Annotated in this window: 13 protein-coding genes; 12 read left to right on the top strand and 1 reads right to left on the bottom strand. The window is 57.2% G+C overall.

Annotated elements, in window-relative coordinates:
* Positions 1 to 114: 114 nt before the first annotated feature.
* Genes pgaA through pgaD form a run of 4 tightly spaced genes read left to right on the top strand, consistent with a single transcriptional unit; the run spans position 115 to position 6,486 of the window.
* A complete protein-coding gene (gene pgaA, locus ACZZ0D_RS23405; protein ID WP_400646048.1) occupies positions 115 to 2,595 on the top strand; it encodes a poly-beta-1,6 N-acetyl-D-glucosamine export porin PgaA in 2,481 nt (826 codons plus the stop codon).
* 12 nt (positions 2,596 to 2,607) lie between these two features.
* On the top strand, positions 2,608 to 4,605 hold the full coding sequence (pgaB, locus tag ACZZ0D_RS23400; protein ID WP_463554400.1) for a poly-beta-1,6-N-acetyl-D-glucosamine N-deacetylase PgaB: 1,998 nt from the start codon (positions 2,608 to 2,610) through the stop codon (positions 4,603 to 4,605).
* A 1-nt stretch (position 4,606) separates the two neighbouring features.
* Positions 4,607 to 5,962, top strand: a complete 1,356-nt coding sequence (pgaC, locus tag ACZZ0D_RS23395) for a poly-beta-1,6-N-acetyl-D-glucosamine synthase (RefSeq protein WP_159811944.1) — start codon at positions 4,607 to 4,609, stop codon at positions 5,960 to 5,962.
* Complete coding sequence (pgaD, locus tag ACZZ0D_RS23390; RefSeq protein ID WP_159811945.1) at positions 5,959 to 6,486, top strand: poly-beta-1,6-N-acetyl-D-glucosamine biosynthesis protein PgaD; 528 nt, start codon at positions 5,959 to 5,961, stop codon at positions 6,484 to 6,486. Before pgaC ends, pgaD begins: the two co-directional genes overlap by 4 nt.
* 229 nt (positions 6,487 to 6,715) lie before the next feature.
* On the opposite strand, the gene ACZZ0D_RS23385 is transcribed toward pgaD, so the two are convergent.
* On the bottom strand, positions 6,716 to 8,239 hold the full coding sequence (locus ACZZ0D_RS23385) for an FAD-dependent oxidoreductase (RefSeq protein ID WP_463554399.1): 1,524 nt from the start codon (positions 8,237 to 8,239) through the stop codon (positions 6,716 to 6,718).
* Positions 8,240 to 8,378: 139 nt separating this feature from the next.
* On the opposite strand from ACZZ0D_RS23385, the gene ACZZ0D_RS23380 reads away from it, so the two are divergent.
* The 8 genes from ACZZ0D_RS23380 to ACZZ0D_RS23345 all read left to right on the top strand — a co-directional run bounded on the left by ACZZ0D_RS23380 (position 8,379) and on the right by ACZZ0D_RS23345 (position 23,218).
* Positions 8,379 to 8,939: a YbhB/YbcL family Raf kinase inhibitor-like protein gene (locus tag ACZZ0D_RS23380; RefSeq protein WP_463554398.1), complete on the top strand. Its 561-nt coding sequence runs from the start codon at positions 8,379 to 8,381 to the stop codon at positions 8,937 to 8,939.
* Between the two features lie 88 nt (positions 8,940 to 9,027).
* A complete protein-coding gene (locus ACZZ0D_RS23375) occupies positions 9,028 to 10,713 on the top strand; it encodes a vWA domain-containing protein (protein ID WP_463554397.1) in 1,686 nt (561 codons plus the stop codon).
* A 30-nt stretch (positions 10,714 to 10,743) separates the two neighbouring features.
* Positions 10,744 to 11,325 (top strand): RNA polymerase sigma factor, encoded by a 582-nt coding sequence (locus ACZZ0D_RS23370; protein ID WP_212546346.1) that lies wholly within the window; start codon positions 10,744 to 10,746, stop codon positions 11,323 to 11,325.
* Positions 11,322 to 11,918, top strand: a complete 597-nt coding sequence (locus ACZZ0D_RS23365) for a hypothetical protein (RefSeq protein ID WP_463554396.1) — start codon at positions 11,322 to 11,324, stop codon at positions 11,916 to 11,918. Before ACZZ0D_RS23370 ends, ACZZ0D_RS23365 begins: the two co-directional genes overlap by 4 nt.
* Before the next feature lie 19 nt (positions 11,919 to 11,937).
* Entirely contained in the window at positions 11,938 to 12,204 is a 267-nt protein-coding gene (locus tag ACZZ0D_RS23360) for a hypothetical protein (RefSeq protein ID WP_256218790.1), read from the top strand.
* Between the two features lie 399 nt (positions 12,205 to 12,603).
* The gene (locus ACZZ0D_RS23355; RefSeq protein WP_463554395.1) at positions 12,604 to 15,849 is read left to right on the top strand and encodes a DUF726 domain-containing protein; all 3,246 of its coding nucleotides are present in this window, start codon (positions 12,604 to 12,606) and stop codon (positions 15,847 to 15,849) included.
* Positions 15,849 to 17,552 carry a LeoA/HP0731 family dynamin-like GTPase gene (locus ACZZ0D_RS23350; RefSeq protein ID WP_053116465.1) on the top strand — a complete coding sequence of 568 codons (1,704 nt, stop codon included), beginning with the start codon at positions 15,849 to 15,851 and terminating at the stop codon, positions 17,550 to 17,552. The genes ACZZ0D_RS23355 and ACZZ0D_RS23350 overlap by 1 nt, the downstream gene beginning before the upstream one ends.
* 746 nt (positions 17,553 to 18,298) lie before the next feature.
* Positions 18,299 to 23,218 carry a DEAD/DEAH box helicase gene (locus ACZZ0D_RS23345; RefSeq protein ID WP_463554394.1) on the top strand — a complete coding sequence of 1,640 codons (4,920 nt, stop codon included), beginning with the start codon at positions 18,299 to 18,301 and terminating at the stop codon, positions 23,216 to 23,218.
* The last annotated feature ends 226 nt before the right edge of the window (positions 23,219 to 23,444 follow it).

Genomic DNA, 23,444 nt, shown 5'->3' with positions numbered 1-23,444 from the left:
GCTTGCGTGCAAAACTGCCTGACTAAGCTTGGCCGAGGCTGCCAGTTTCGGCCACCGTTACGAATGGGCAAGGAGGGCATTGCGACCCGGCTGGCCATGTAAGGATGCTGACGAATGCCGCGTATTGATGTTCCTGTATTGCATCGTGGTTTACGCCCGTTGTTCCGTGTCGCGCTGTGCAGCCAATTGCTTTGGCCGGTCATGGCGTTTGCCGACACACCCTATGATCAGATGGTGCGCGATGCCCGGGCCGGGCAGTACACGCCTGCGCTGACGGTGTTGCGTCAGGTGCCGCCGGGTCAGTCGACCACCGGGCAGATCAGCGATCACCTGCAAATCGCCAGTTGGGCCGGGCTCGACGCTGAAGTTGTGCAAGTCTATGAAACCCAGGGCCGCGACCGCGTGCTGCCGGTGCAGGCACTGACCGCCACCGCGCGTGCCTATCGCAATCTCAAGCGTTGGGATCAGGCCACCCAGGTCTACAACAAGGCCCTCGCGCTGGAGCCGGATAACGCCGACCTGCAACTGGGCCTGGCCCTGACGCAAGCGGATGGCGGCAAACCCGACCAAGCCGTGACGCGCGCCCAAGCGCTGGTGGCTGCCAAACCCGATGACCCTGCACGCCGCCTCGCGCTGGGCTACGCACTCAATCGCGCGGGCAAACAGTACGACGCGCTGTTCGAATACGATCAGGCCTTTATTCGCGCCGGCAACAAACCGGAAGTTGCCCGCGAATACGTGGTCGCCCTGCAAAAGGCCCGTCTGCCAGAACCGGCGCTGCGCCTGGCTAATCAACGTCCGGGACTGATTGATCCGGTCACGCTGCGTCGCCTCGAAGGTGATCTGGCCGCTGAGCGTGTGCGTCTCGCCGAAATGGCCAGTCGCAGCGAAAAGGAACGCTATGTCATCGCCGATCGTGCGCTGGCTGACTACGACAAACTCCTCGCCACCTGGACGCCGGACGCCAGCGCCAAGGAAGACGTGACCCGCTGGCGCATCGACCGCATGGGCGCGCTCAAGGCCCGCGCGCGCACCGCCGACGTCATCGCCGAATATCAGAAGCTGCAAGCCGAAGGCGTGAAGATTCCGACCTACGCATTGCGTTGGGTCGCGGCGTCTTATCTCGATCAGCGTGAGCCGGAAATCGCCACTGACCTGTATCGCCAAGTGCTCGCCGCGCCGGACGCCGACGTCGGCAACCGCCTCGAAGACAGCACCGCGCTGTATTACGCGTTGCTGGAAAGTGACCGTGCCGACGAGGCGCGCAAAGTCGCCGAAGACGCCGCCAAATCGCAGCGTCCGCGCATCGAGCTAAAGGGCTTGCCAGTCGGCAACCCGAACGATGAATGGATGGACGCCCAGCAACTCGCAGCGCAGGCCGGCACCTACAGCTCCGATCTGCCCCACGGCGAACAAAGCCTGCAGACGTTGGTCGATCAGGCGCCGGGCAATACCGGTTTGCGTCTGGCCCAGGCCGATTTGTACCTGGCCCGCAACTGGCCACGCCGCGCAGAAATGCAGCTCAAGGAAACCGAGAGCATGGTGCCGCGCGACATGGGCCTGGAAATCGGTCAGGCGCACACCGCGATGGAATTGCAGGAATGGCGGCAGATGGATGCGCTGACCGACGACGTCGTCGCACGTTATCCGGACAACCGCCAGGTGCAGCGTCTGGCCCGTGAACGTGAAGTTCACGACATGTCCGAACTGCGTGTCGAAGCCTACGGCGGCAAGGCCAACGGTGGCGGCAGCAGCGGTGCAGGCGCCGTCAGTGGCAGCCGCGATTTCGGTATTCAGAGCACGATTTACAGCCCGCCGATTGATGAGGATTGGCGTGTGTTTGCGGGCGTCGGTTACGCCACCGGTGATTTTGCTGAAGGCACCGGCAACCATCGCTTCCAGCGTGTCGGTCTGGAACGGCGCACCCGCGACATGACCCTCGAAGCCGAAGTCTCCAATCACGATTACGGCTACGGCGACAAACAGGGCGCGCGTCTGGCGATCGCCCGCGACATCAACGACCACTGGCAGTACGGCGGCAGTCTCGAATACCTCTCGGCGGAAACACCGCTGCGCGCGCTCAACAGCGACATCAAGGCCAACGGCGGCAGCGGGTTCATTCGCTGGCGCGCCAACGAAAGCCGCGAGTGGCGTCTGTCGGTGAGCCCGTCGCACTTCAGCGACGGCAACGACCGCGTCGAGGCCTTGCTCACCGGCCGCGAAGGCGTTTACAGCGCGCCGAACATTCAGGTCGATGCCGGTCTGGAAGTCGGCACCAGCCACAACTCGAAATCCGATGACGTGCCGTACTTCAACCCGAAATCCGACTTCAGCGTGATGCCGCTGGTCAACGTCAATCACGTCCTTTACCACCGCTACGAAACGTCCTGGAGTCAGCAATTCCAGGCCGGCGCGGGGACGTATAGCCAGCGTGATCACGGCACCGGCGGCATGGCCCTGCTCGGTTATGGCCAACGCTATGCCTGGAACGACGTGTTCGAGGTGGGCGGTTTGTTCAGTGTGATCAACCGGCCCTACGACGGTGATCGGGAGACCGATCTGCGTCTGCTCGTCGACCTCACTTTCCGCTTCTAGAAGAGTTTGAAGATGCCATTGATTTCGCGTTTCATCCTTCTGCTGGGAGCGCTGTTGATCAGCGCTTGCGCCCAGCAAGCTCCGGCCTTCGCGCCGCCGTCCGAGCGTCCGGTGGCGGCCAGCGAAAAACCGTGGCCGAAAAACCACGTACTCGGTATCGCCTACCACGATATTGAGGATCGCGATCCCGATCAGGCCGTGGTAGCGGTGCGCACCGAGCGCATGATCGAACAACTCGCCTGGTTGCGTGAGAACGGCTACAAACCGGTCACGGTCGACCAGATCATGGCTGCGCGCAAGGGCGGCCCGGAGCTGCCGGCGAAAGCGATTCTGCTCAGCTTCGACGATGGTTATTCGAGCTTCTACACCCGTGTGCTGCCGGTGTTGCGCGCCTATAACTGGCATGCGCTGCTGGCGCCAGTCGGCAGCTGGATCGACACGCCGCTGAACCAGCCGGTGGATTTCGCCGGCACACCGCGTGCGCGTTCCGACTTCCTCACCTGGGATCAGGTGCGCGAAATCTCGAAATCCGGTCTGGTGGAAATCGCTGCGCACACCGACGCCAACCACAAAGGCATTCTGGCCAACCCGCAGGGCAACATGCAGCCTGCCGCCGCGACCCGTCGCTACGATCCGGTGATCAAACGTTATGAATCCGAGGCCGATTTCCAGGCGCGGATCCGCACCGACGTAACCAACATCTCGGAGAAAATCCGCAAGGTCACCGGCAAGAAACCACGGGTCTGGGTCTGGCCGTACGGCACGGCGGACGGTACTTCGCTGACCGTGGTCGGTGAGCAGGGCTATGAAATGGCCCTGACCCTCGATGACGGCCTCGATACCCTCGACAACCTGATGAGTAGCCCGCGCTTCCTCGTCGCCTCCGATCCTGACGGCGAGCATTTCGCCAACAGCGTCGTCGCGGTGCAGTCCGATTTCGCCATGCGCGTGGTGCACGTCGATCTGGACAACGTCTACGACCCGGATCCGGCGCAACAGGACATCAACCTCGGCAAACTGGTGCAGCGCATGGCTGACCTCGGGGCCAACACGGTGTTCCTGCAAGCCTTTGCCGATCCGAAGGGCGATGGCCTGGTGCATTCACTGTACTTCCCCAACCGTCATTTGCCAGTGCGCGCCGACCTGTTCGACCGCGTCGCCTGGCAACTGCGTACTCGCGCTCACGTGAAAGTCTTTGCGTGGATGCCAGTGCTGAGTTTTGGCCTCGATTCGAAGCTGCCGCGCGTGACGCGCTGGGATCCGAAAACCGGCACCACGTCGGTCGATCCGGATCAGTACAAACGCCTTTCGCCGTTCGATCCGGAAGTGCGGCGGATCATTGGTGAAATCTACGAAGACGTGGCGCGACTGACCTCGGTCGACGGCATTATTTATCACGACGATGCGGTGCTCTCGGATTTCGAAGACGCCGGCCCGCAGGCGCTGAAGGTTTACGCCGCCAACGGTCTGCCGGGTTCGATCGCCGCACTTCGCGATGATCCGGCGGCGATGCAGCGCTGGACGCGTTTCAAGAGCAAATACCTTATCGATTTCACCAACGAGCTGACTGCCAAAGTCCGCGCCATTCGTGGCCCGCAAGTGCAGACCGCGCGCAATATTTTCGCCGAGCCGATGATCAATCCGGCCAGCGAAGCGTGGTTCGCGCAGAACCTCGACGACTTCCTCGCGACCTACGACTGGACGGCGCCAATGGCCATGCCATTGATGGAAAAACAGACGCAGGCGCAGTCCGGGCCGTGGCTGGAAGCGCTGGTCGAAATCGTCAAAAAACGTCCCGGGGCACTGGATCGCACCGTGTTCGAATTGCAGGCGCGGGACTGGACGAAAAAAGACCAGGCTGACATTGACGCAGCGGTGATGGCGGACTGGATGGGCCGTCTCAAGCGTCAGGGCGCGACCAGTTTCGGTTACTACCCGGACAACTTCCTCGACAACCTGCCAGACCTGAAAATCGTAAGGCCTGCACTCTCCAACAAATGGAATCCATAACATGCTGGATAGACTGTTAGCCCTGCTTGTTCTGGCGATCGTCCTCGGCGTTCCGCTGGGGCTGATCTTCCTGGTGACCGGGCAGTTCCTGATGGACTTCGTGTTCTTCTACCCGTTGTTCATGTCCGGGTTGTGGATTGCCGGTGGCCTGTATTTCTGGCTGCACTGGGAACGCCACTGGCCGTGGAAGGACGACACTCTGCCGCCACCGCTGGAAGGTGAACCGCTGATCTCGATCCTGATCCCTTGCTACAACGAAGGTGACAACGCTGCCGATACGATCCACGCGGCGCTGGCTCAGCATTACCCGAACATCGAAGTCATCGCGATCAACGACGGCTCCAAGGACAACACCGCGCAAGTACTCGACGCATTGGCCAAGGAAGATCCGCGCCTGCGTGTTCTTCACCTGGCGGAAAACCAGGGCAAGGCTGTGGCCCTGCGCATGGGCGCAATTGCCGCGCGCAGTGAATATCTGGTGTGCATCGACGGTGACGCGCTGCTGGCGCCGAACACGGCGGCCTATCTGGTTGCGCCGATGCTGGACAACGCACGCCTTGGCGCGGTCACCGGTAACCCACGGATCCGCACACGTTCGACGCTGGTCGGGCGAGTGCAGGTTGGCGAGTTCTCCTCGATTATCGGTTTGATCAAACGCACGCAACGGGTGTTCGGGCGAATCTTCACCGTGTCCGGTGTGATCGTCGCGTTCCGCCGTACCGCGCTGAACCGGGTCGGTTACTGGAGCCCGGACATGATCACCGAAGACATCGACATCAGCTGGAAGCTGCAACTCGATCACTGGAGCATCTTTTACGAGCCGCGCGCGCTGTGCTGGATTCTGATGCCGGAAACCCTTGGCGGCTTGTGGAAGCAGCGTTTGCGCTGGGCCCAGGGCGGCGCCGAAGTGCTGTTCAAAAACATTCGCGGCATCTGGCAGTACCGCCATCGTTACCTGTGGCCGCTGCTGTTCGAATACTGCCTGTCGACCGGTTGGGCGTTCACCTTCCTGCTCTCGGTGATTTTCTGGGGCGTTGGCAAATTCGTGGTCATGCCGGAAGCGATTGCGGTGGATCACCTGATGCCGCCGGCCTTCACCGGTTTGCTGCTGGCCTTCGTCTGCCTGGTGCAGTTCGCGGTCAGCATCATCATCGACCGCCGCTATGAGCCCGGTCTGGGCAAGACCATGTTCTGGGTGGTCTGGTATCCATTGGTGTTCTGGCTCATCAGCCTGCTGACCACGCTGGTCAGTTTCCCGAAAGTGCTGTTCGGCCAACATCAGAAACGTGCGCGTTGGGTCAGCCCTGACCGGGGCATCAAACCGCTCGGCGACGACGAAGAAGAGGTCATCAAATGAAAATCATCCGGACTCGCCAGCGGCCATTCCTGGTAGTGATCGACGTGATCCTCACCGTGTTGGCGTGGGTTGGCCTGCTGTATCTGCTGATTCGCGGATTGTGGCCGTTGATCGAGACGCATGCGGGCGCGCCGCGTATCGACAACTCGGCGTTCGATGCGCTGGGCACGTTGCAGATCTACATGTGGATTGCCTTGGTCAACGCGGTGGTGCTGATTTCCTGGGCGCGCTATCAACAGCGTAAAAGTCGCAGCTTTGCCCAGCGTCGTCTGCCGTCGCCGGTGATTGACGATGAAGGGCTGAGCAAGAGCTTCAAGCTGTGCGATGACCGTTTTCAAAAGCTGCGCACGCCGGGCGTGATGACCATTCACAACGATCAGGACGGCGACATTAGTCATGTGGTGACGCATTTCTGGCCAGTCAAACAGGCCGAATTGCCAGCACCGCTAGCACCACTGGAGCACCCCCGGGTGATCTTTCTGCATGCCGAAGATGACGAAAATCGCGAGCCTTTGACCCGGTAACCCAGTGCTTCGATCGTTCCCACGCTCCGCGTGGGAACGCCTCTTGGGACGCTCCGCGTCCAGTGACGCGGAGCGTCACGGGCTGCATTCCCACGCAGGAGCGTGGGAACGATCAGATGGTAAAACCCTATGTAGGAGCTGCCGAAGGCTGCGATCTTTTGATTTTAAAGATCAAAAGATCGCAGCCTCCGGCAGCTCCTACGCGGGATACGGGACACAGGATCGGTGATCAGATCTGGATGAGGGCCCAGGCTTCTTCCATCATCAGCGGTTGTTTCATGCGTTCGGCGAGCATTGCCATCGCTCGTTCCTTTTCGCAGGCCACCGCGGCGACCAGAATGCCGTTTCTGCCGAACAACCCAATAAACGGCGGATGCTCCGGCTCGCCAAGAAACTCGACCTCATCCCAATGCTCGGCATGGCCAAGGTAGTCGTAGTTCTTGCCGAAATGCCACGTCCAGAAAAACGGCACGTCCAGATAATGCTCCTCGCCGCCAAGCATATTGGCCGCCGCGATGCGCGCGTGCTGCTGAGCCAGTCGCCAGTGTTCGATGCGTTGTGGCTGGCCGTGCAGCGGGAAGGTGGCGATGTCGCCAATTGCCCACAACCCTTCAGTGACGCGCATGCCGTCATCAACGCGCAAAGATTGATCCTTTTCCCTCGGCAGTGACGCGAACGCCTCGGTCGCCGGGTGCACGCCAATCCCCGCCAGTACCAGATCCGCTGAAATCCGCAAGCCATTGTCCAGCAGCACCGCCTCGACTTTGCCGTCGCCAATAATCTCTGTCGCCTCATGATCGGTGATGAATTTCACGCCTTTTTCTTCATGCAGCGCGCGGATCGCTTTGCCCACCGCCTCACCGAATTGCGCCGCGAAAGGTATCTCGTGGCGCGCCAGCACCGTGACGTCGAGACCGTACTGGCGCAGGGCCGAGGCGCATTCGAGGGCGATAAAGCTGTCGCCGATGATCACCGCGCGTTGATCGGGGCTGGCCGCTTTCATGAACTGTTCGGCCTGGGCTTTTGAGCGCAGGACGAAAACTTGTGGCAGGTCGGCGCCGGGCAATTCCAGTGGATTGGGTTCGCCGCCAGTGGCCAATACTGCGGCGTCGTAACTCAACGTTTGGCCGTCATTGAGGTGCAGTGTTTTAGTCCCGGCATTGATGTCAGTGATTTCGCCTTGCAGACGTTCGATGCGCTGCTCTTTATAGAAAATTTCATCACGCAGCGGCGGTGTTTCTTCCGGCGGCATGTCCCCGGCGAGGACAAATTTGCTCAGCACGGTGCGGTCGTAACCGGCGTCGGGTTCGCGGTCGATCATCACGATGCGGCCACCAAAACCCTTTTCCCTCAGGGCCGCCGCACACGCGGTGCCTGCTGCCCCCGCGCCGACAATCACGAAAGTGCGTGAATCGTCCGCCGGCGGGGTGTGCGGATCCGCCAGCGCTTGGTCATCGACCCAAACCTCATCGCCACGCAATTCCAATGGATAACGCTTGAGACTGTCGAGCGCCGGTGGCTCGCACAACGCGCCGTCCTCCGCCCGAAAAGCAGCCTTGTGCCACGGGCAAATCAGCCGTCCGTGACACAACGCGCCGTCAGCCAGCGGCGCGCCGGCGTGTGGGCATTCGCCCTGAAATGCACGTAGCTGGCCTCCCGCACGCAGCAACACGATCTTGCAGTCGCCGATTTCAACTTGCAGGCCACGGTCTTCAGGGACATCGGCGAAGCGGGCGACACGGTGCAGGGACATGATCGGCTTCCTCACGGGCATTTCTCTTACGAGTTTGCGCCGTGGTGCGAGGTTCAGCGATTTCCTGGTGCCACCGCACGAACGGTACAGCTATAGTCTGCAAGCCGACGACGGCCCAACTGCACAAGGTGCTCCCGGAATGACCCGATTGACCTCTCTCAACCCTTGGCTGGCGGCCGTTGCCGTCGCCCTTTGCGTGCAGTTTCCGGCGCAGGCCCAGGAGCGTTTCACCCTGAGCATCCCGGGTGTTTCCGACAACCGTCTGTTCACCTCGGCAGCGGCCAGCGATGCGGCCGGTTGCGGCGGCAAGAATCAGTCGCCGGCGCTGAGCTGGAACGCCGGCCCGACGGGTACCCAGAGCTACGCGATCGTCATGCACGATCCGGACGGCCAGAAAGGCCTGGGCGTCGATCACTGGATTCACTACGGCATCAAAGCCACTACGCACCAGATTGCAGCCGGTGTTGGCGCCAAATCCGCGTTCGAAGGCGTCGGCGGCACCAACAGCAAGGGCAACACCCATTACATGGGCCCGTGCCCGCCCGTGGGCGATAGCGCGCACCACTACATCATTCAGATATACGCCCTTGATCTGGCCCCTGATACCTTGCCGGCCGGTCTGACCCGCGCCGAACTGATGGAAAAAATCAAAGGTCATGTGCTGCGCAACAGCAGTGCGGTGCGGCGTTATCACCGCTGAAAATATTTTCAGCGGCGTTTAACCCGAACTGAAGGGGCGGCCCGTCTCAGTGGATGAATGATCAATTTCATCCCCGAGGTCAGCCCCCATGTCCCGTCCTGTGTATTTCTTGCGGCCCGTTGCTGTTGGTGTGTTGCTGGCGGTGGCCGGTTGCGGCGTTTCCTCCAACCCGGAATCCGCTGCCGTGCCGGCGCCCGCTCAGCCTGCGCAATTGATCCAGCAGGAAGCGCTGATGGCCGACAGCACAATGGCTAAACGCGCGTTGTACAAAATGCCCAACGCGGGCAGCGCGCCGATGCCGCAGAGCGAAAGTTATCCACAAGGCTATCGCGACGAGCAGCGCGAGCAATATCAGGTCTTGGCCGATAACCCGATTCACAGCGTCGCCGAATCCCCGGTTTCAACCTTCAGCGCCGACGTCGATACCGGCGCTTATGCCAACGTCCGCCGTTTGCTCAATCAAGGACGGCTGCCGCCGGAAGGTGCGGTGCGGCTCGAGGAAATGGTCAATTACTTCCCTTATGACTACGCGCTGCCGAGCGATGGCTCGCCGTTTGGCGTGACCACCGAGCTGGCCGCGTCACCGTGGAACCCGCACACGCGCTTGCTGCGCATCGGCATCAAGGCTTCCGATCGCGCCGTGGCGGAACTGCCTCCGGCCAATCTGGTGTTTCTGGTCGATGTGTCCGGCTCGATGGATCGTCGTGAAGGCTTGCCGATGGTGAAAAGCACGCTGAAATTGCTGGTCGATCAATTGCGCGATCAGGATCGCGTGTCGCTGGTGGTCTACGCCGGCGAATCGAGAGTGGTGCTTGAACCGACTTCCGGACGGGAAAAAACGAAAATTCGTACAGCCATCGAGCAGTTAACCGCTGGCGGTTCGACCGCAGGTGCTTCAGGCATCGAACTGGCTTATTCATTGGCGCAGCAGGCCTTCATCGGCAAAGGCATCAATCGCATCCTCTTGGCCACCGACGGTGATTTCAACGTCGGGGTCAGCGACTTCGACAGTCTCAAGCAAATGGCTGTGGATAAACGCAAAACCGGAATCTCGCTGACCACTCTGGGTTTTGGTGTGGATAACTACAATGAACATTTGATGGAGCAGTTGGCCGATGCGGGCGATGGCAACTATGCCTACATCGACAACCTGCGCGAGGCGCGCAAAGTGCTGGTCGATCAACTCGGTTCGACACTCGCCGTGGTCGCAAAAAACGTTAAGTTGCAGGTGGAGTTCAACCCGGCGCAGGTCAGCGAATATCGCCTGCTCGGCTACGAAAACCGCGCGCTGAAGCGTGAGGATTTCAGCAATGACAAGGTCGATGCCGGCGAAATCGGTGCAGGCCATACGGTGACCGCGCTGTACGAAATTGTTCCGGCAGGCGAGAAGGGTTGGTTGGAGCCGTTGCGATACGGTAAATCGACGCCAGCGGTTTCTGAGGCGAACGGGGAATTGGCGATGCTGCGTGTGCGATATCAACAGCCCGAAGGTGGGAAAAGTCTGCTGATCGAGCGGCCGATTGCCAACCAGGTGAAAAGCGCCAGCGAGGATCTGCGTTTTGCCGCTGCGGTCGCCGCGTTTTCCCAGCAACTCAAGGACGCTCGTTACACCGGCGATTTCAGCCTGAAAGACACCGAAACGCTGGCCCGTGGCGCTCGCGGCGACGACCGTTTCGGCTTGCGCAACGAGTTCGTGCAACTGGTGCAGCTGGCGCAGAGTCTGCGCACTTCTACCGCATCGAATGCGCAGGCCACTGAACAACGGATTGAATAAGTGAATCGTCTGAAGGGTTTTATCAGCCAGCTGTTTGCTTCGGCAGACAGCCCGACCGCCAGCAGCGATGAATCGCTGCTGGCGCGTTATCGCGAGGGCGACAGCGCGGCGTTCGAGATCTTGTACGCCCGTCATCGACAGGGTTTGTACCGGTTTCTGCTTGGGTTGAGCGGTAAACCGGAATTGGCCGATGAGGTGTTTCAGGAAACCTGGCTCAGCCTGATCCGCAGCGCCAGTCAGCCACAAGGTCGCGCGACATTTCGTACGTGGCTATTCCAGATTGCGCGAAATCGCCTGATCGATCACTGGCGCAAACATGGCGCGCAACAACCGTTGCACGACAGTTATGACGAACAAACTCACGCGGTCAGCGATGAAGCGAGCGATCCCGAGCAACTGCTGAGCCTCAGCCGCGACAGCCAGCGCCTCGAAAGCGCCCTGCAAACCTTGCCCGCCGACCAGCGCGAAGTGTTCTTGCTGCGCGCCCACGGCGACCTCGACCTGGCACAAATCGCCAGCCTCACCGAAACACCGCTGGAAACCGTCAAAAGCCGCTTGCGCTACGCCCAGCAAAAACTGCGTCGGCTGCTGGCCGAGGAGGTACTCACATGACTGACGCCCGCCAGACACCCGAAGATCCGCTGATCAAACACGTGCGCGAACAGCACAGCGCTGAACCGCCAGCGCATCTCGATGCGTTCATCCTCAATACCGCGCGCCGCGAAACACCTGCGGTGCAACCGAGCCTGTGGCAACGCTGGCTCGACGCCTGCCGCAAACCGCGCTGGCAAGTCGCATTCGCCAGCCTCGTTGGCGTCGCGTTGATGTTGTCGCTGGTGCAGCGCACGCCCGAACCGCTGCGCCAATACGACTACGCCCCGGCGCCGAAACTCGCTGTGCCGATGGCCGAAGCGGATTCCGCGCAACTGCACCGATTGTCTGCCCCGGCAGCGCCCCGAGCCGCGCCCGCGCCGATGATGGAAATGGCCGCGCCAATGCAAAGCCAGGCGATCAGCGCCGATGAAGCCAAGGTCAGCAAGCGCGCCGCCGCCCCACCCAATGGCCTCGACGAACAACTGCGCGAAGTCCTGCGCCTGCGCGAATCCGGCCAATCGCAAGCCGCCGACAGCCTGTTCAACAACCTGCACAAACGCTACCCGAACGTCGATCTCGACACCCGACTCGAACAGTTGCAAGAAAAATGACCCTGTAAACCTCAGCCATTTGGCAATGCCCCGCAAAAACGCGCACTATCGGGGCATTGCCAATACGCCGGAGGACAACGTGGCATCGAAAATTGACCGCATTGCCCAACTGCTCAACTGCCCGCAAAAGGGCGAAGAGATGCGGCGCGCTATTACCGAGGCACGTAAGGAATTTCTGCTGAACCAGCCGGAAGAAGACGTCGTTGATGAGGACGAGGTTTTTGAGGAGGTTGAGGGGGAAGAGGATGACGATGAATATGATGAGTTTGATTGGACGACGGAATAGAACAGCCCTTTAGGGCTCTGTTCATGAGCCGATTGGTCAGGTTGACTCGGTCTTATCAACCCTTATAATCGGCACCAACACGGCCCCTGTCGGTTGATGCGCTACGGCGCTGAGACTGCTCAGGGGTTTTTTTTGTTTGTTTTTTCTCACCAGTCCCGGTTTTTCCCCCGTCCCCAACCCCACCCCTTTAGATGGCAACTTGCCATATTTTTAAGGTAGATTAGCCAAAGAAGTGACGCCAACAAGGCCACTGTCCCCCAACAGCACAAGGATGTAGCCATGCCTGCCCGCAATGATGGTTCCCACGGGCCTGCGATGTCGCACCCGCTGCCCAAGCGTCCAGGCGAATAAGTCTGACGGCCACGCCTCGAAACAGCATGGCCTGGATAAGGAGAATCCATGCCTCACCCTTTTCAGTTTCAAACCTCCCCACTGGCCGGATCGGATAACACTGAAGCCAACGTTTTCGTCCATGGTTACAGTGCCGGGCATAGTGATGAGGACAAGCAGTTCCTGCTCGACAAGATCCCCGATCATCTAAAGCACTACACCAATATCTTTGCGTTCTGGCCTTCGAATCATCTTCTGCGTTTCGACAAGTCTTCGCTTTGGGCAATTGGCGGGGCAGGTCTGAATTTAGCCAAAACCCTATCCAGTTCGCCCCTAGATTCTTTCGGTCTTGCGGGGGCATTCGCCAAGGATCGGCTGGGCAACTTCACTCAGGCCCGCACTCGGGCGGAGCAAATGGGAGCGGTGCTGATTGACCAGTTGCAGGATTACCTGCTTAGCAATCATCCAAATATCAAGACCATCAACCTGATCGGACACTCGCTCGGTGGGCGACTGGTTATCAGCAGCCTGAAGAGCTTTTCATATCGAAAACAGTTGGCTGTCAACGATGTGCTGCTGATGGCCGCTGCCGTTGAGGTTACCGCCATGGAAGCGCGGCGGCTGCGTGAACGGTTCAAGGGCAGACTTATTAATGCCTATTCCAAGGCAGACAGAACCCTGCTGTTGAATTGGGGTGAAACCTGCCTGGGACGTAACGAGGTCGAGCACTTCGAGAGCATCGAGATGAACGATTTCGGACACACCGACTACTGGGAACGACTGCCGGAAGTATTGGCGCAGACTCGTTTCAAAGCCCACGCTCTAGGCTTGTCTGAGCGCGCTCAAACAGCTTCAGAAGAACTCTTGCCAACGTTGGCGCCCGAACAACCCGCCGAAGAACACGATATGAAACTCGAACTGAATAGCCCTCATGATGTTTACCAGCAAATCAACGACGAGCTGGCGCTCATTATCGGTGAACTGAGACATTCTTCGGACGACGAAGCCTTGAACCTCGCCCGTGAGGAGGCGCTCCGGCGGCTGACCGAGCATCGGACGGCGCTGTTTGAGCGCCTCGCGGAACTCGAGAAGAATGCCGAGTGGAACACCTTCACCATTGCCTTCTATGGTGAAACGGGTGCAGGCAAGTCGACCCTTATCGAGACCTTGCGCGTCCTGCTTCAGGAGCCCGGTAAGCGGGCGAGCCAAGAGGCGTTTCGTAAGCTGCGCGACCAGCACGGGCTGACTGAAGAAACCCTGCAGGGGCTGCAACAAAGCATTGAACAAGCTGAAGCTCGACTGCAAGAACTGACGCAGCAACTGAGTGCGACTTTATTGCAGTTCGAACAACCCTTCCGGGACGCTCAGAGCGCGCTGGATCAGGCCAATGTCCGATCCAGCGAGGTGAAGCAACGACTTGGCAGTGCGTTTGAGCAACACGAGCAGTCACATAAAGAAGCCCTTGCCGCCGTCGCTCGCCTTCACACGCTTCTTGCAACACGCAAAAGCAACGTTTCGCTCTGGCAAGCGCTGTTGAATCTTTTCAGAACGATGCCGGAAGAGCTTCAGTTGAATGAGGCCACCGCTTCGTTGATCGCTACTACTGCGGCACGGGACAGTGCCGCCGCGACGCTGGACGTCGAACAGACGAAAGCTGAGCACGCACGCCTTGAGATGGAGCGACAGTTGGGCGAAATCGCAACCAGGCGCGACGACGCTTGTGCAGCGCTGTCCGCGCAACAGGCTGAGGCGACGCAGCAGCAACGAGCGCTCACACTGGAGCGACTCGAACATGAAACCCGCCTGGCGCAGTTGCTGGGGGAGTTGCAAGTTCATGCTGACGGTCAAATCATTGGTCATGGCTTGAGCGACTTCACCCGCGAGACTCAACGCTATGAATTCGAACTGGATGGTCAACCGTTCGCGCTGCTGGATGTACCCGGTATCGAGGGCAAGGAAGGCTTAGTACTCGACCAGATAGAACGTGCCGTGCAGACCGCTCACGCGGTGTTCTATGTCACTAACCAGGCCGCGCCGCCACAAACGGGTGACGGGAAACACCAGGGCACGCTGGAAAAGATCAAGCAGCACCTGGGCGCGCAGACTGAGGTGTGGACCATTTTCAACAAGAAGATCACTAATCCCAAGCACTCACTGACTGACCGACCGCTGGTCTCCGACGACGAAACCGCCAGTCTTGCCGGACTTGACCAGAAAATGAGCGAGCAGCTCGGCAAGCATTATCAAAATGTGTTTCCACTGAGCGCGCTTCCTGCCTTTCTCGCCTCGACCGACCATTTTTCGCCAGGATCGCAGAATGCCAAGCGCCGCAGCAAAGTGCTCGAGGATTTCGGTGCCGACGAATTGCTGGAAAAATCCCGTCTGCGTCTCTTCTTGGATCTGCTGGGCCGCCAACTGATTCACAACGGCAAAGCCAAGATCATTCGGGCCAACTTTAACAAGGCCAATGACGCGCTCAACCACACCACCCAGACGCTCTCAGGCGTTCAGCAGACTCTAAAAGCGCTGTCGGAAAAGCTTTCCCAAGAAGAGCAAAGCGCCAAGAGCCAGTTGACCAGCAGCTTTGGGGCGCTCAAAAAGCGTTTGGAATCGTGCGGCGAAACCTTGATCGACAACTTCGCCAGCAAGGTGCGTAACGACGTTTACGCGCGGATTGACAAAGACATCAGCAACGACGCTTTCAAAAGCGCCCTGACCGAGCAGCTTGAAACTCAGCAGCGCCAGCTCAGCAAGCAGCTGCCCCTGGCAGTGCACGTAGAGGTGGATAAATTCCAGAAGGCTGCCGTGGATATTCTCTCCCGTTTTGAAAAACACGCCCAAGAGTTGACCTCAAGTTACGGAAAGCTTGGCAGCATGCGATTCAACCAGCCTTTCAACCTCAACATAAAAATCGACAACGGCATCAACGTTGCGGGGCTGCTGGCCAGCCTTGTGGGTATCGCCGCGGCACCGTTCACCGGCGGAGCCAGCTTGTGGCTAGTTGGAGCCTCAGTACTGACCGCGCTGGTCTCGATCGGCAAGGCAATCTGGAGTGCGCTCAGCACGGACTACAAGATGTCCCAACAACGCCGGGCCCTTGATACGAATCTGCGCAGCGCCACCGAGCAATTACGCAGCATGCTGCGCGAAAGTCTGGACAGCGCCATGAGCGAAATGCAGAAGACTATCGACCAACTCGACCTGGCACTTGAGGCGCCTGCCAAACAGGCGGCCAATCAAGTGAGCACGCTGTCGCGCTCGACCATTCGCCTGAAAACCCTCTCCCGCCAAATCGAACTTGCAGGAAATTTGTAATGGAAAACACTCTTAAAACGTTCAAGGCTCAACAGACCAATGCGCTGACGCTGCTGGACAGGCTGCAGAATTTCCTCGGTCAGGGCGCGGAGGCCGGCGTACCGATTGACCCGGCGTTGAGCAGCAAGCTGCAGAATGTCATCAGCAGCGTGTCTGGTGAAAAACTCAAGGTCGCCCTGATTGGCGGCTTCTCTGAAGGCAAGACTTCGATTGCCGCGGCCTGGATGGAAAGGCTGGACAGATCCAGCATGAAGATCAGCCATCAGGAATCCTCCAATGAAGTAAAAATCTACGAAGTCGATGAAGACTTCGTGCTGATCGATACCCCCGGGCTATTTGGCTTCAAGGAACAGGAAAATGCCGAAACTCACGCCATCGAGAAGTACAAGGACATCACCAAAAAGTACGTGAGCGAATCTCACCTGGTGCTCTATGTGATGAACTCGACCAACCCCGTCAAGGAAAGCCACAAGGATGACCTGACGTGGTTGTTCCGCACCTTGGATCTGCTGCCACGCACTGTGTTCGTCCTCAGCCGCTTCGACGAAGTGGCTGACGTAGAAGATGATCAGGACTACTTGGCCAACCTGCAGGTCAAACGCGAAAACGTGACACGCCGGCTTCGTGAACACATAGCGCTGACAGACCAGGAAGCAGTCGAAATATCCATTGTCGCTGTCGCCGCCAACCCCTTCGACATGGGTGTAGAGCACTGGCTGGGCAACCTGGAGCAGTTCAAGGCGTTGTCTCACATCGACACACTTCAGACGGCCACCACAGGAAAGATCCAGCAGAACGGAGGCAGCGCCGCGCTAGTCAACGATATGCGCACGAGCGTCATCCGTGACGTGCTGAGCAACCAACTGCCCGTTGCCATCGAGAACGATCAGAAGGTTTCGCTGGAGGTCGGCAGGCTCGATGAACTCAATGCTCGCCTGGGCAAGCAACTGGCAACGACCGGGCAGCAAATCGAAGAAGCGCGGATCAGTCTTCGCGATTTCGCCACTCGTTACTTCTCCGACCTGATCCTTCAGGTTAAAGGATGCAGTCTGGAAACCTTCGCGGACTTCTTTGAGCGCGAGGTGGGCGCTGAAGGCATCATCGTGTCCACCCGTCTGCAAAATGAATTCAGCCGCCAGACCCAGTCGATCACCCTTGAGGTCGAGAAAATGCAGGTGGGTTTCGACAGCGAGGTCAACCACTTCAACACGACCGTCAAGGCTTTGGGCAAACAGGGCATTAACCATGTGCTCAAGGGCAACTTCATCAATAACACCACGGTGTTGGCTGCACGGGATGGCCTTACCACCATCGCCAAGACGGTAGGCATGGATATCGGCAAGTACCTGAAATTCAAGCCGTGGGGGGCGGTGAAGTTCGCCAAAGGTGCCAACAGCGCGTTGGCCATACTCGGCGTGGCCCTCGAGGCCTGGGACAGCTGGGAGCAATACAAGCGCGAAGAAGCCTTCAAGAAAGCCGTCGTTACGATGGTCGGTAACTTCGAACAGCAGCGTCAGGACTTTCTGGCCTTGGTGAACTCGGAGCGTTTTAAAGAAGAGTTCTTCCCTGATTACCTGCTGCTCAACACACGTCGACAAGAACTGCAAAGCAACGTGGATGAAAGCCGTTTACGTCAGCAGCGCTTTCAGGCATGGCGCGTTGAAGCTGAAGCCATTGATGCCGAGTTCAAAAGACTGAACTGACCTGTTCAGACGCCAGTGCTCCCCCGCATAGGCAGGTTATTGCTCTTGCGGGCTCGGTTCAGGTATAGAGTTGGCACAACCTTCAGACAGCTAGAAAATAGCCGATGAGGGCTGTGCTCATCACTTTACTGGCGGCGGGTGTCGGGGATGTTTTGGGGAGAGAACCGATCCAGGAGCTGGATCGGTAAGGCCGTAGAAGGCCAGACATCAAAGAAATATGGTGCCCAGGCGAGCCTCTAACCTGTTATGTAACATAATGTATTTAAACGATTTTATGTGTGTATTTTTTTCTTGGCATACAGACTGGCATACACGGCTCCGGCTGCTGGGTTGGTTTTAACTGTTTTGGGGGTGCCTCGCGCGCATGCGCGTACTGCTCTCGAAACTCTGGGCGCCAATTGCCAAAAATCTTTGCTGCAGCAATCTGAACGACAGATTTTGACCGGTCGGCCAGGGCATTCAGGAGATGTTTCCCCAAACGTAGGGGGAAAGGAACTCGCCTTGATCTTGCCGTACCTCGCGCGCACTCTCGTATTGCTAAAGAAACTCAGAATTTTCAGGTCGGAAATATCCGTTTGAATGTCGCTTAATTGAGCTCCAAGTCGCTGCCTTCAGCGTCGCCCACTCATGCGTACCGTCACGGGTACGCCTGTGCATCTTTTCGGCCATCAGCATCAGCTAGCTTACCTACACCAACCCACCAATTTCAGGTAGCCTGCGCCGGCATTCAAAATGGAGCTTTACCGATGTCCGCTCTCGCAACTCTGCTCAATACCTACCGAAGTGCCGCAGTCAGCGAGCGGGAGAAGGGTACATACTTTGAAGAGCTGATCATTTGCTACCTGCGCAATGAAGCCACTTATCGCGATTTGTATAGCGACGTGTGGACTTACAACAGCTGGGCGGATCACCAAGGGCTGGACAAGCGCGACACCGGTATTGACCTCGTAGCCAAGACACATGGCACGGGTGAGTTTCACGCCATTCAATGCAAATTCTACGCAGACAACTACCGCATCCAAAAAAGTGACATCGACAGCTTTTTTACCGCATCGGGCAAAAAAACCTTTGCTCATCGCGTCATCGTCACCACCACCAACAACTGGAACGAACACGCCGCCGACGCCTTGCAAAACCAGCAACCACCGGTTAGTAAGATTGACCGGCAAGATCTGGATAACAGCCAGATTGATTGGGCGCGCTATCAGCCGAACCAGGTGGTTACTTTCAAGGCCAAGAAGACGTTGCGCGATCATCAGAAGCGCGCCTTGCTATCCGTGGCCAGCGGCCTACAAAACGCCGAGCGGGGCAAGCTAATCATGGCCTGCGGCACCGGTAAAACGTTCACCAGTTTGAAGATTGCCGAACAATTAGCCGGTGCTGGCAAGCGCGTGCTATTTCTTGTGCCCAGCCTGTCGCTGCTGTCGCAGACCCTGACCGAGTGGACGCAAGAGAGCGAGACTCCGCTGCACAGCTTTGCCGTTTGCTCCGACAGCGATGTGGGCAAGAAGCGCAAAAAAAACGACGACGCCGTGCAAACCTTTGCCCATGAGTTGCGTTATCCCGCCACTACTCAGCCGGGTCGACTGGCAGCAGAGATGCTCAAGCGTCACGACGATCATCACATGAGTGTGGTGTTCAGCACTTACCACTCCATCGGTGTGATCAGCGACGCCCAGCACCAGTATGGTCTGGCCAACTTTGATCTAATCATCTGCGACGAAGCCCACCGCACCACGGGTGCAACCTTTGGCGACGATGACGAAAGCGCTTTTGTCAAAGTCCACAATGCCGATTATATCCGCAGTGCCCAACGCCTTTACATGACGGCCACGCCCCGTATTTACGGTGAGTTGGCTAAGGCTAGCGCTGAAAAAGACGATGTTGCTCTGTGCTCCATGGATGACGACAGCCTGTACGGCAAAGAGCTGTTCGTTATTACTTTCAGCGAGGCGGTAAAGGCCGATCTGCTTGTCGATTACAAAGTTTTAGTTCTGGCTATGGATGAAAAACACATCAGCAGTCGTCTGCAAAAATTGCTGGCCGATGATGACAACCAAATCAAGCTGGAAGATGCCGCCAAGATTGTTGGTTGCTGGAAGGCTCTAAGCAAACAAGACACCCGCGAAGATCTTGTCGACGATGGCGACCCCATGCGCCGCGCTGTGGCTTTCTGTCAGGTGATCGAGTACCAAAAATTTGCCAAAACGCACAAGGTGAGTTCTAAAAACATCGCCAACATGTTCGATCAAGTTATCGAGGCGTATAAAGCCAGTAATCCAGAGAACACTGACACCGCCGCCACGCTCAACTGCGAAGCCTCCCATGTGGACGGTGGCATGACCGCTAGCCAGAAGGAGGCCGAACTCGACTGGCTGAAGGCCGAAGTGCCTGATAACACCTGTCGCATCCTCAGTAATGTGCGCTGCTTGTCTGAAGGCGTGGACGTACCCGCGCTAGATGCTGTGTTGTTCCTGACTCCACGCAATTCACAAGTGGACGTGGTGCAATCGGTTGGCCGAGTCATGCGCAAGGCTGACGGTAAGAAGCGTGGCTATGTAATTTTGCCGGTAGTCATTCCAAGCAACGTGAGCCCTGAAGCAGCGTTGAACGACAACAAGACGTACAAGGTCGTTTGGCAAGTGTTGCAAGCCCTGCGTTCACACGATGACCGCTTCGACGCTATGGTCAACAAGCTCGACCTGATCGGCAGTGACCCGTCCAAGATGGAGATCATCGCCGTCACCGAAAAGATCAACAAAAAATCCGATCGCACCAACATTGGTAAAGATAACGGCAAGAACACCTATGGCATTGGCGAAGCGCGTGGCAAATATGACCATGGTCCGAAGCCTGAACAGTTCGGCTTGGAGTTCGAGATTGGAGAAATTGAGCGCGCCATCTATGCCAAGGTGGTACAGAAGTGTGGCAATCGCAACCATTGGGAAATATGGGCCAACGACATTGCGAGGATTGCTCGCACACACATCACTCGCATCAGCAGCATCATTGACGACGAAACCAACACCCGCGAGCGCGATGCCTTCTTTAGCTTTGCCGAGGAGCTACGCGACGACCTGAACGACAGTATCAGCGACAGCGAAGTGATCGAGATGCTCGCCCAGCATTTGATTACCAAACCAGTATTTGACGCACTCTTTGAGGGTTACAGCTTCGCCAGCAATAACCCCATGTCCTGTGCCATGCAAAACGTCCTCGATGTGCTGCAGGAGCACAGGCTGGACAAAGAAGCCGACACTCTCAATCGCTTCTACGACAGTGTGAAAATGCGCGCCGAGGGTATCGAAAATGCCGAAGGTAAACAGAAAATCATCGTCGAGTTGTATGAAAAGTTTTTCAGTAATGCTTTTCCGCGCATGAGAGATCGACTGGGTATCGTCTACACCCCAGTACAAGTGGTGGATTTCATCATTCATAGTGTCAATGACATCCTACAAAGCGAGTTTGGTCAAACTTTGGGCAGTGATGGCGTGCATATCATCGATCCCTTCACCGGCACTGGAACTTTCATCACTCGCCTGTTGCAAAGCGGTCTGATTAGCAAAGAACAGCTACAAAGCAAGTACAAAGACCAAATCCATGCCAACGAAATCGTGTTATTGGCCTATTACATTGCCGCTATCAATATCGAGGCCGTGTATCACAGCATTGTCGGTGGCACATACCAGCCCTTTGAGGGCATCTGCTTAACCGACACCTTTCAACTCTATGAAAAAGACGATCTGGTCAGCGAGCTGCTGGTAGATAACAGCGCTCGCCGCAGCCGCCAGAAAGCCCTGGATATTCGCGTCATCATTGGCAATCCGCCATATTCAATTGGACAGGCCCGCGCCAATGACAATAACGCCAATGTGGCCTACCCACTTCTGGATAGCCGGATCGAAACGACCTATGCGTCTAGATCCGCTTCAGTAAATGCTAGGGGGCTATACGACAGCTACATTCGTGCCATCCGGTGGGCATCTGATCGTATTGGTGATAGTGGCGTAATTGGGTTTGTTACTAATGCCGGTTTTTTGGAAGCGAGCACGGCGGACGGTTTGCGTAAATGCTTGACGGAGGAGTTCAGCAGCATTTACGTGTTTCATTTACGTGGGAACCAACGTACATCAGGCGAATTATCCCGCAAGGAAGGCGGCAAGATCTTCGGTGGCGGAAGCCGTGCTCCTATTGCTATTTCACTTTTAGTGAAAAACCCTGCTGCCCAACAGCACGGTCAAATTTATTGGCATGATATTGGCGACTACCTAAGCCAAAACGAGAAGTTTGAAAAAATCAGCAACTTTGGCAGCATTGCGGGCATTACCGCAGCCAACGCTTGGCAGCAGATTTCTCCTGATGAGCATGGTGACTGGCTAAAACAGCGTGACGACAGTTTTGGGAAATTCATTGTACTGGGCGATAAGGCTGGCGAATCTGCCAAAATTTTCGAAAGCTTTTCTCTCGGACTAGGCACTAATCGCGATGCATGGTGTTACAACGCCAGCAAATCCGGCGTAACTTCCAATATGAGAAGCTTGATTTATTTCTACGATGCGGAAGTTTCGCGATTTAACGCTGCCCATACGGGGCTGGACAAAAAAGCGCGTGAGTCAAAACTAGAAGGGTTTATCAATACAGACGCATCGCAAATCAGTTGGACACGATCGCTGAAACAACATCTCGCCAAAGATCAGCGCTTTACTTTTCAGCCCGACAACCTCGCCCTGAGTATGTATCGGCCATTCTGTAAACAGTGGGTTTACTTCAACCGCCAGTTTAATGAGTATGTTTTTCAGCTTCCACGGATCTTTCCTAGAGCGGGAGTGGAGAATCGGGTGATTTGTGTGCCTGGGAAAGGAGGGAACAAAGGTTTTTCCGCTTTCATTACTGATGTGATCCCGGACTTGAATCTGGCTCCAGGAATGGGTGGTTATCAATGCTTCCCGCTTTACCTATATGACAGCCCAGAAGACCAAGCCAAGGCCGTCGCAACAGTACCAGGTCTGTTTGACGCTCCGGCACAGTCCAGCGCGAGCACGCGTCGTGATGCTATTACTGATGAGGGGCTGATGCACTTTAATGCCGCTTATCCAAATGAAGTTATCAGCAAGGAGGATCTGTTCTATTACGTCTATGGTCTGCTGCATTCGCCCGAGTACCGCGACAAGTACGCTGACAACCTCAGTAAAGAGTTGCCGCGAATACCAGCGATAAAAGTGGCTGCTGACTTCTGGGCCTACTCCGAGGCGGGCCGTGCACTAGCTGATTTACACTTGGGTTATGAAACCGTCCCCATGTACCCCGTCAACGTGCAAAGCAGCGCAAGTAGCGACAGCGACTACCGTGTCGCGAAGATGAAGTACGGCAAGAAGGGTCAAGACAAAGACCTTAGCACTTTGCACTACAACGCCAAGATCACCGTCACCGGCATCCCACTGCAAGCCTACGATTACATCGTCAACGGCAAGCCCGCACTAGATTGGATCGTCGAGCGCCAATGCGTCAGTACCCATAAAGATAGCGGTATCACCAACGATGCTAACGACTGGGCCATCGAAACCATGGAAAACCCGCGCTACCCGTTGGAGTTGTTCTTGCGCGTGATCACGGTGAGCTTGGAAACGATGAAAATCGTCAATAGCTTGCCGAATCTGGAAATTTAAAAGGCCAGCACCTAACGATCTGCCGCTTCTAGGTCGATGGGGAGGGTAATGGCAGATCGCGCTTAGGAACATGCGCGACCTGAACCGAAGAGCGCGTTTGATCATGTGACACTGATTTCAAAAGCACCGGCAACAGTGGCAACACCGGCAACAGCCCCGAATGGCACCGCCTGTAGAGATTGAAAATTGTTATCAGGAGATTTTGACTGGCAACAGTAGTAACCCA

The organism is Pseudomonas sp. AC193 (assembly GCF_979258075.1).
The sequence above is the reverse complement of the archived record's forward strand: the minus strand, read 5'-3'. Positions and strand labels throughout refer to the sequence as shown.

Excerpts from the sequence above, each read along its gene's own strand:
- ACZZ0D_RS23345 (WP_463554394.1), top strand. The coding sequence starts at position 18,299 with ATGTCCGCTCTCGCAACTCTGCTCAATACCTACCGAAGTGCCGCAGTC.
- ACZZ0D_RS23380 (WP_463554398.1), top strand. The coding sequence starts at position 8,379 with ATGACCCGATTGACCTCTCTCAACCCTTGGCTGGCGGCCGTTGCCGTC.
- pgaA (WP_400646048.1), top strand. The coding sequence starts at position 115 with ATGCCGCGTATTGATGTTCCTGTATTGCATCGTGGTTTACGCCCGTTG.
- pgaB (WP_463554400.1), top strand. The coding sequence starts at position 2,608 with ATGCCATTGATTTCGCGTTTCATCCTTCTGCTGGGAGCGCTGTTGATC.
- ACZZ0D_RS23375 (WP_463554397.1), top strand. The coding sequence starts at position 9,028 with ATGTCCCGTCCTGTGTATTTCTTGCGGCCCGTTGCTGTTGGTGTGTTG.
- ACZZ0D_RS23385 (WP_463554399.1), bottom strand. The coding sequence starts at position 8,239 with ATGTCCCTGCACCGTGTCGCCCGCTTCGCCGATGTCCCTGAAGACCGT.
- ACZZ0D_RS23365 (WP_463554396.1), top strand. The coding sequence starts at position 11,322 with ATGACTGACGCCCGCCAGACACCCGAAGATCCGCTGATCAAACACGTG.
- pgaC (WP_159811944.1), top strand. The coding sequence starts at position 4,607 with ATGCTGGATAGACTGTTAGCCCTGCTTGTTCTGGCGATCGTCCTCGGC.
- pgaD (WP_159811945.1), top strand. The coding sequence starts at position 5,959 with ATGAAAATCATCCGGACTCGCCAGCGGCCATTCCTGGTAGTGATCGAC.
- ACZZ0D_RS23350 (WP_053116465.1), top strand. The coding sequence starts at position 15,849 with ATGGAAAACACTCTTAAAACGTTCAAGGCTCAACAGACCAATGCGCTG.
- ACZZ0D_RS23355 (WP_463554395.1), top strand. The coding sequence starts at position 12,604 with ATGCCTCACCCTTTTCAGTTTCAAACCTCCCCACTGGCCGGATCGGAT.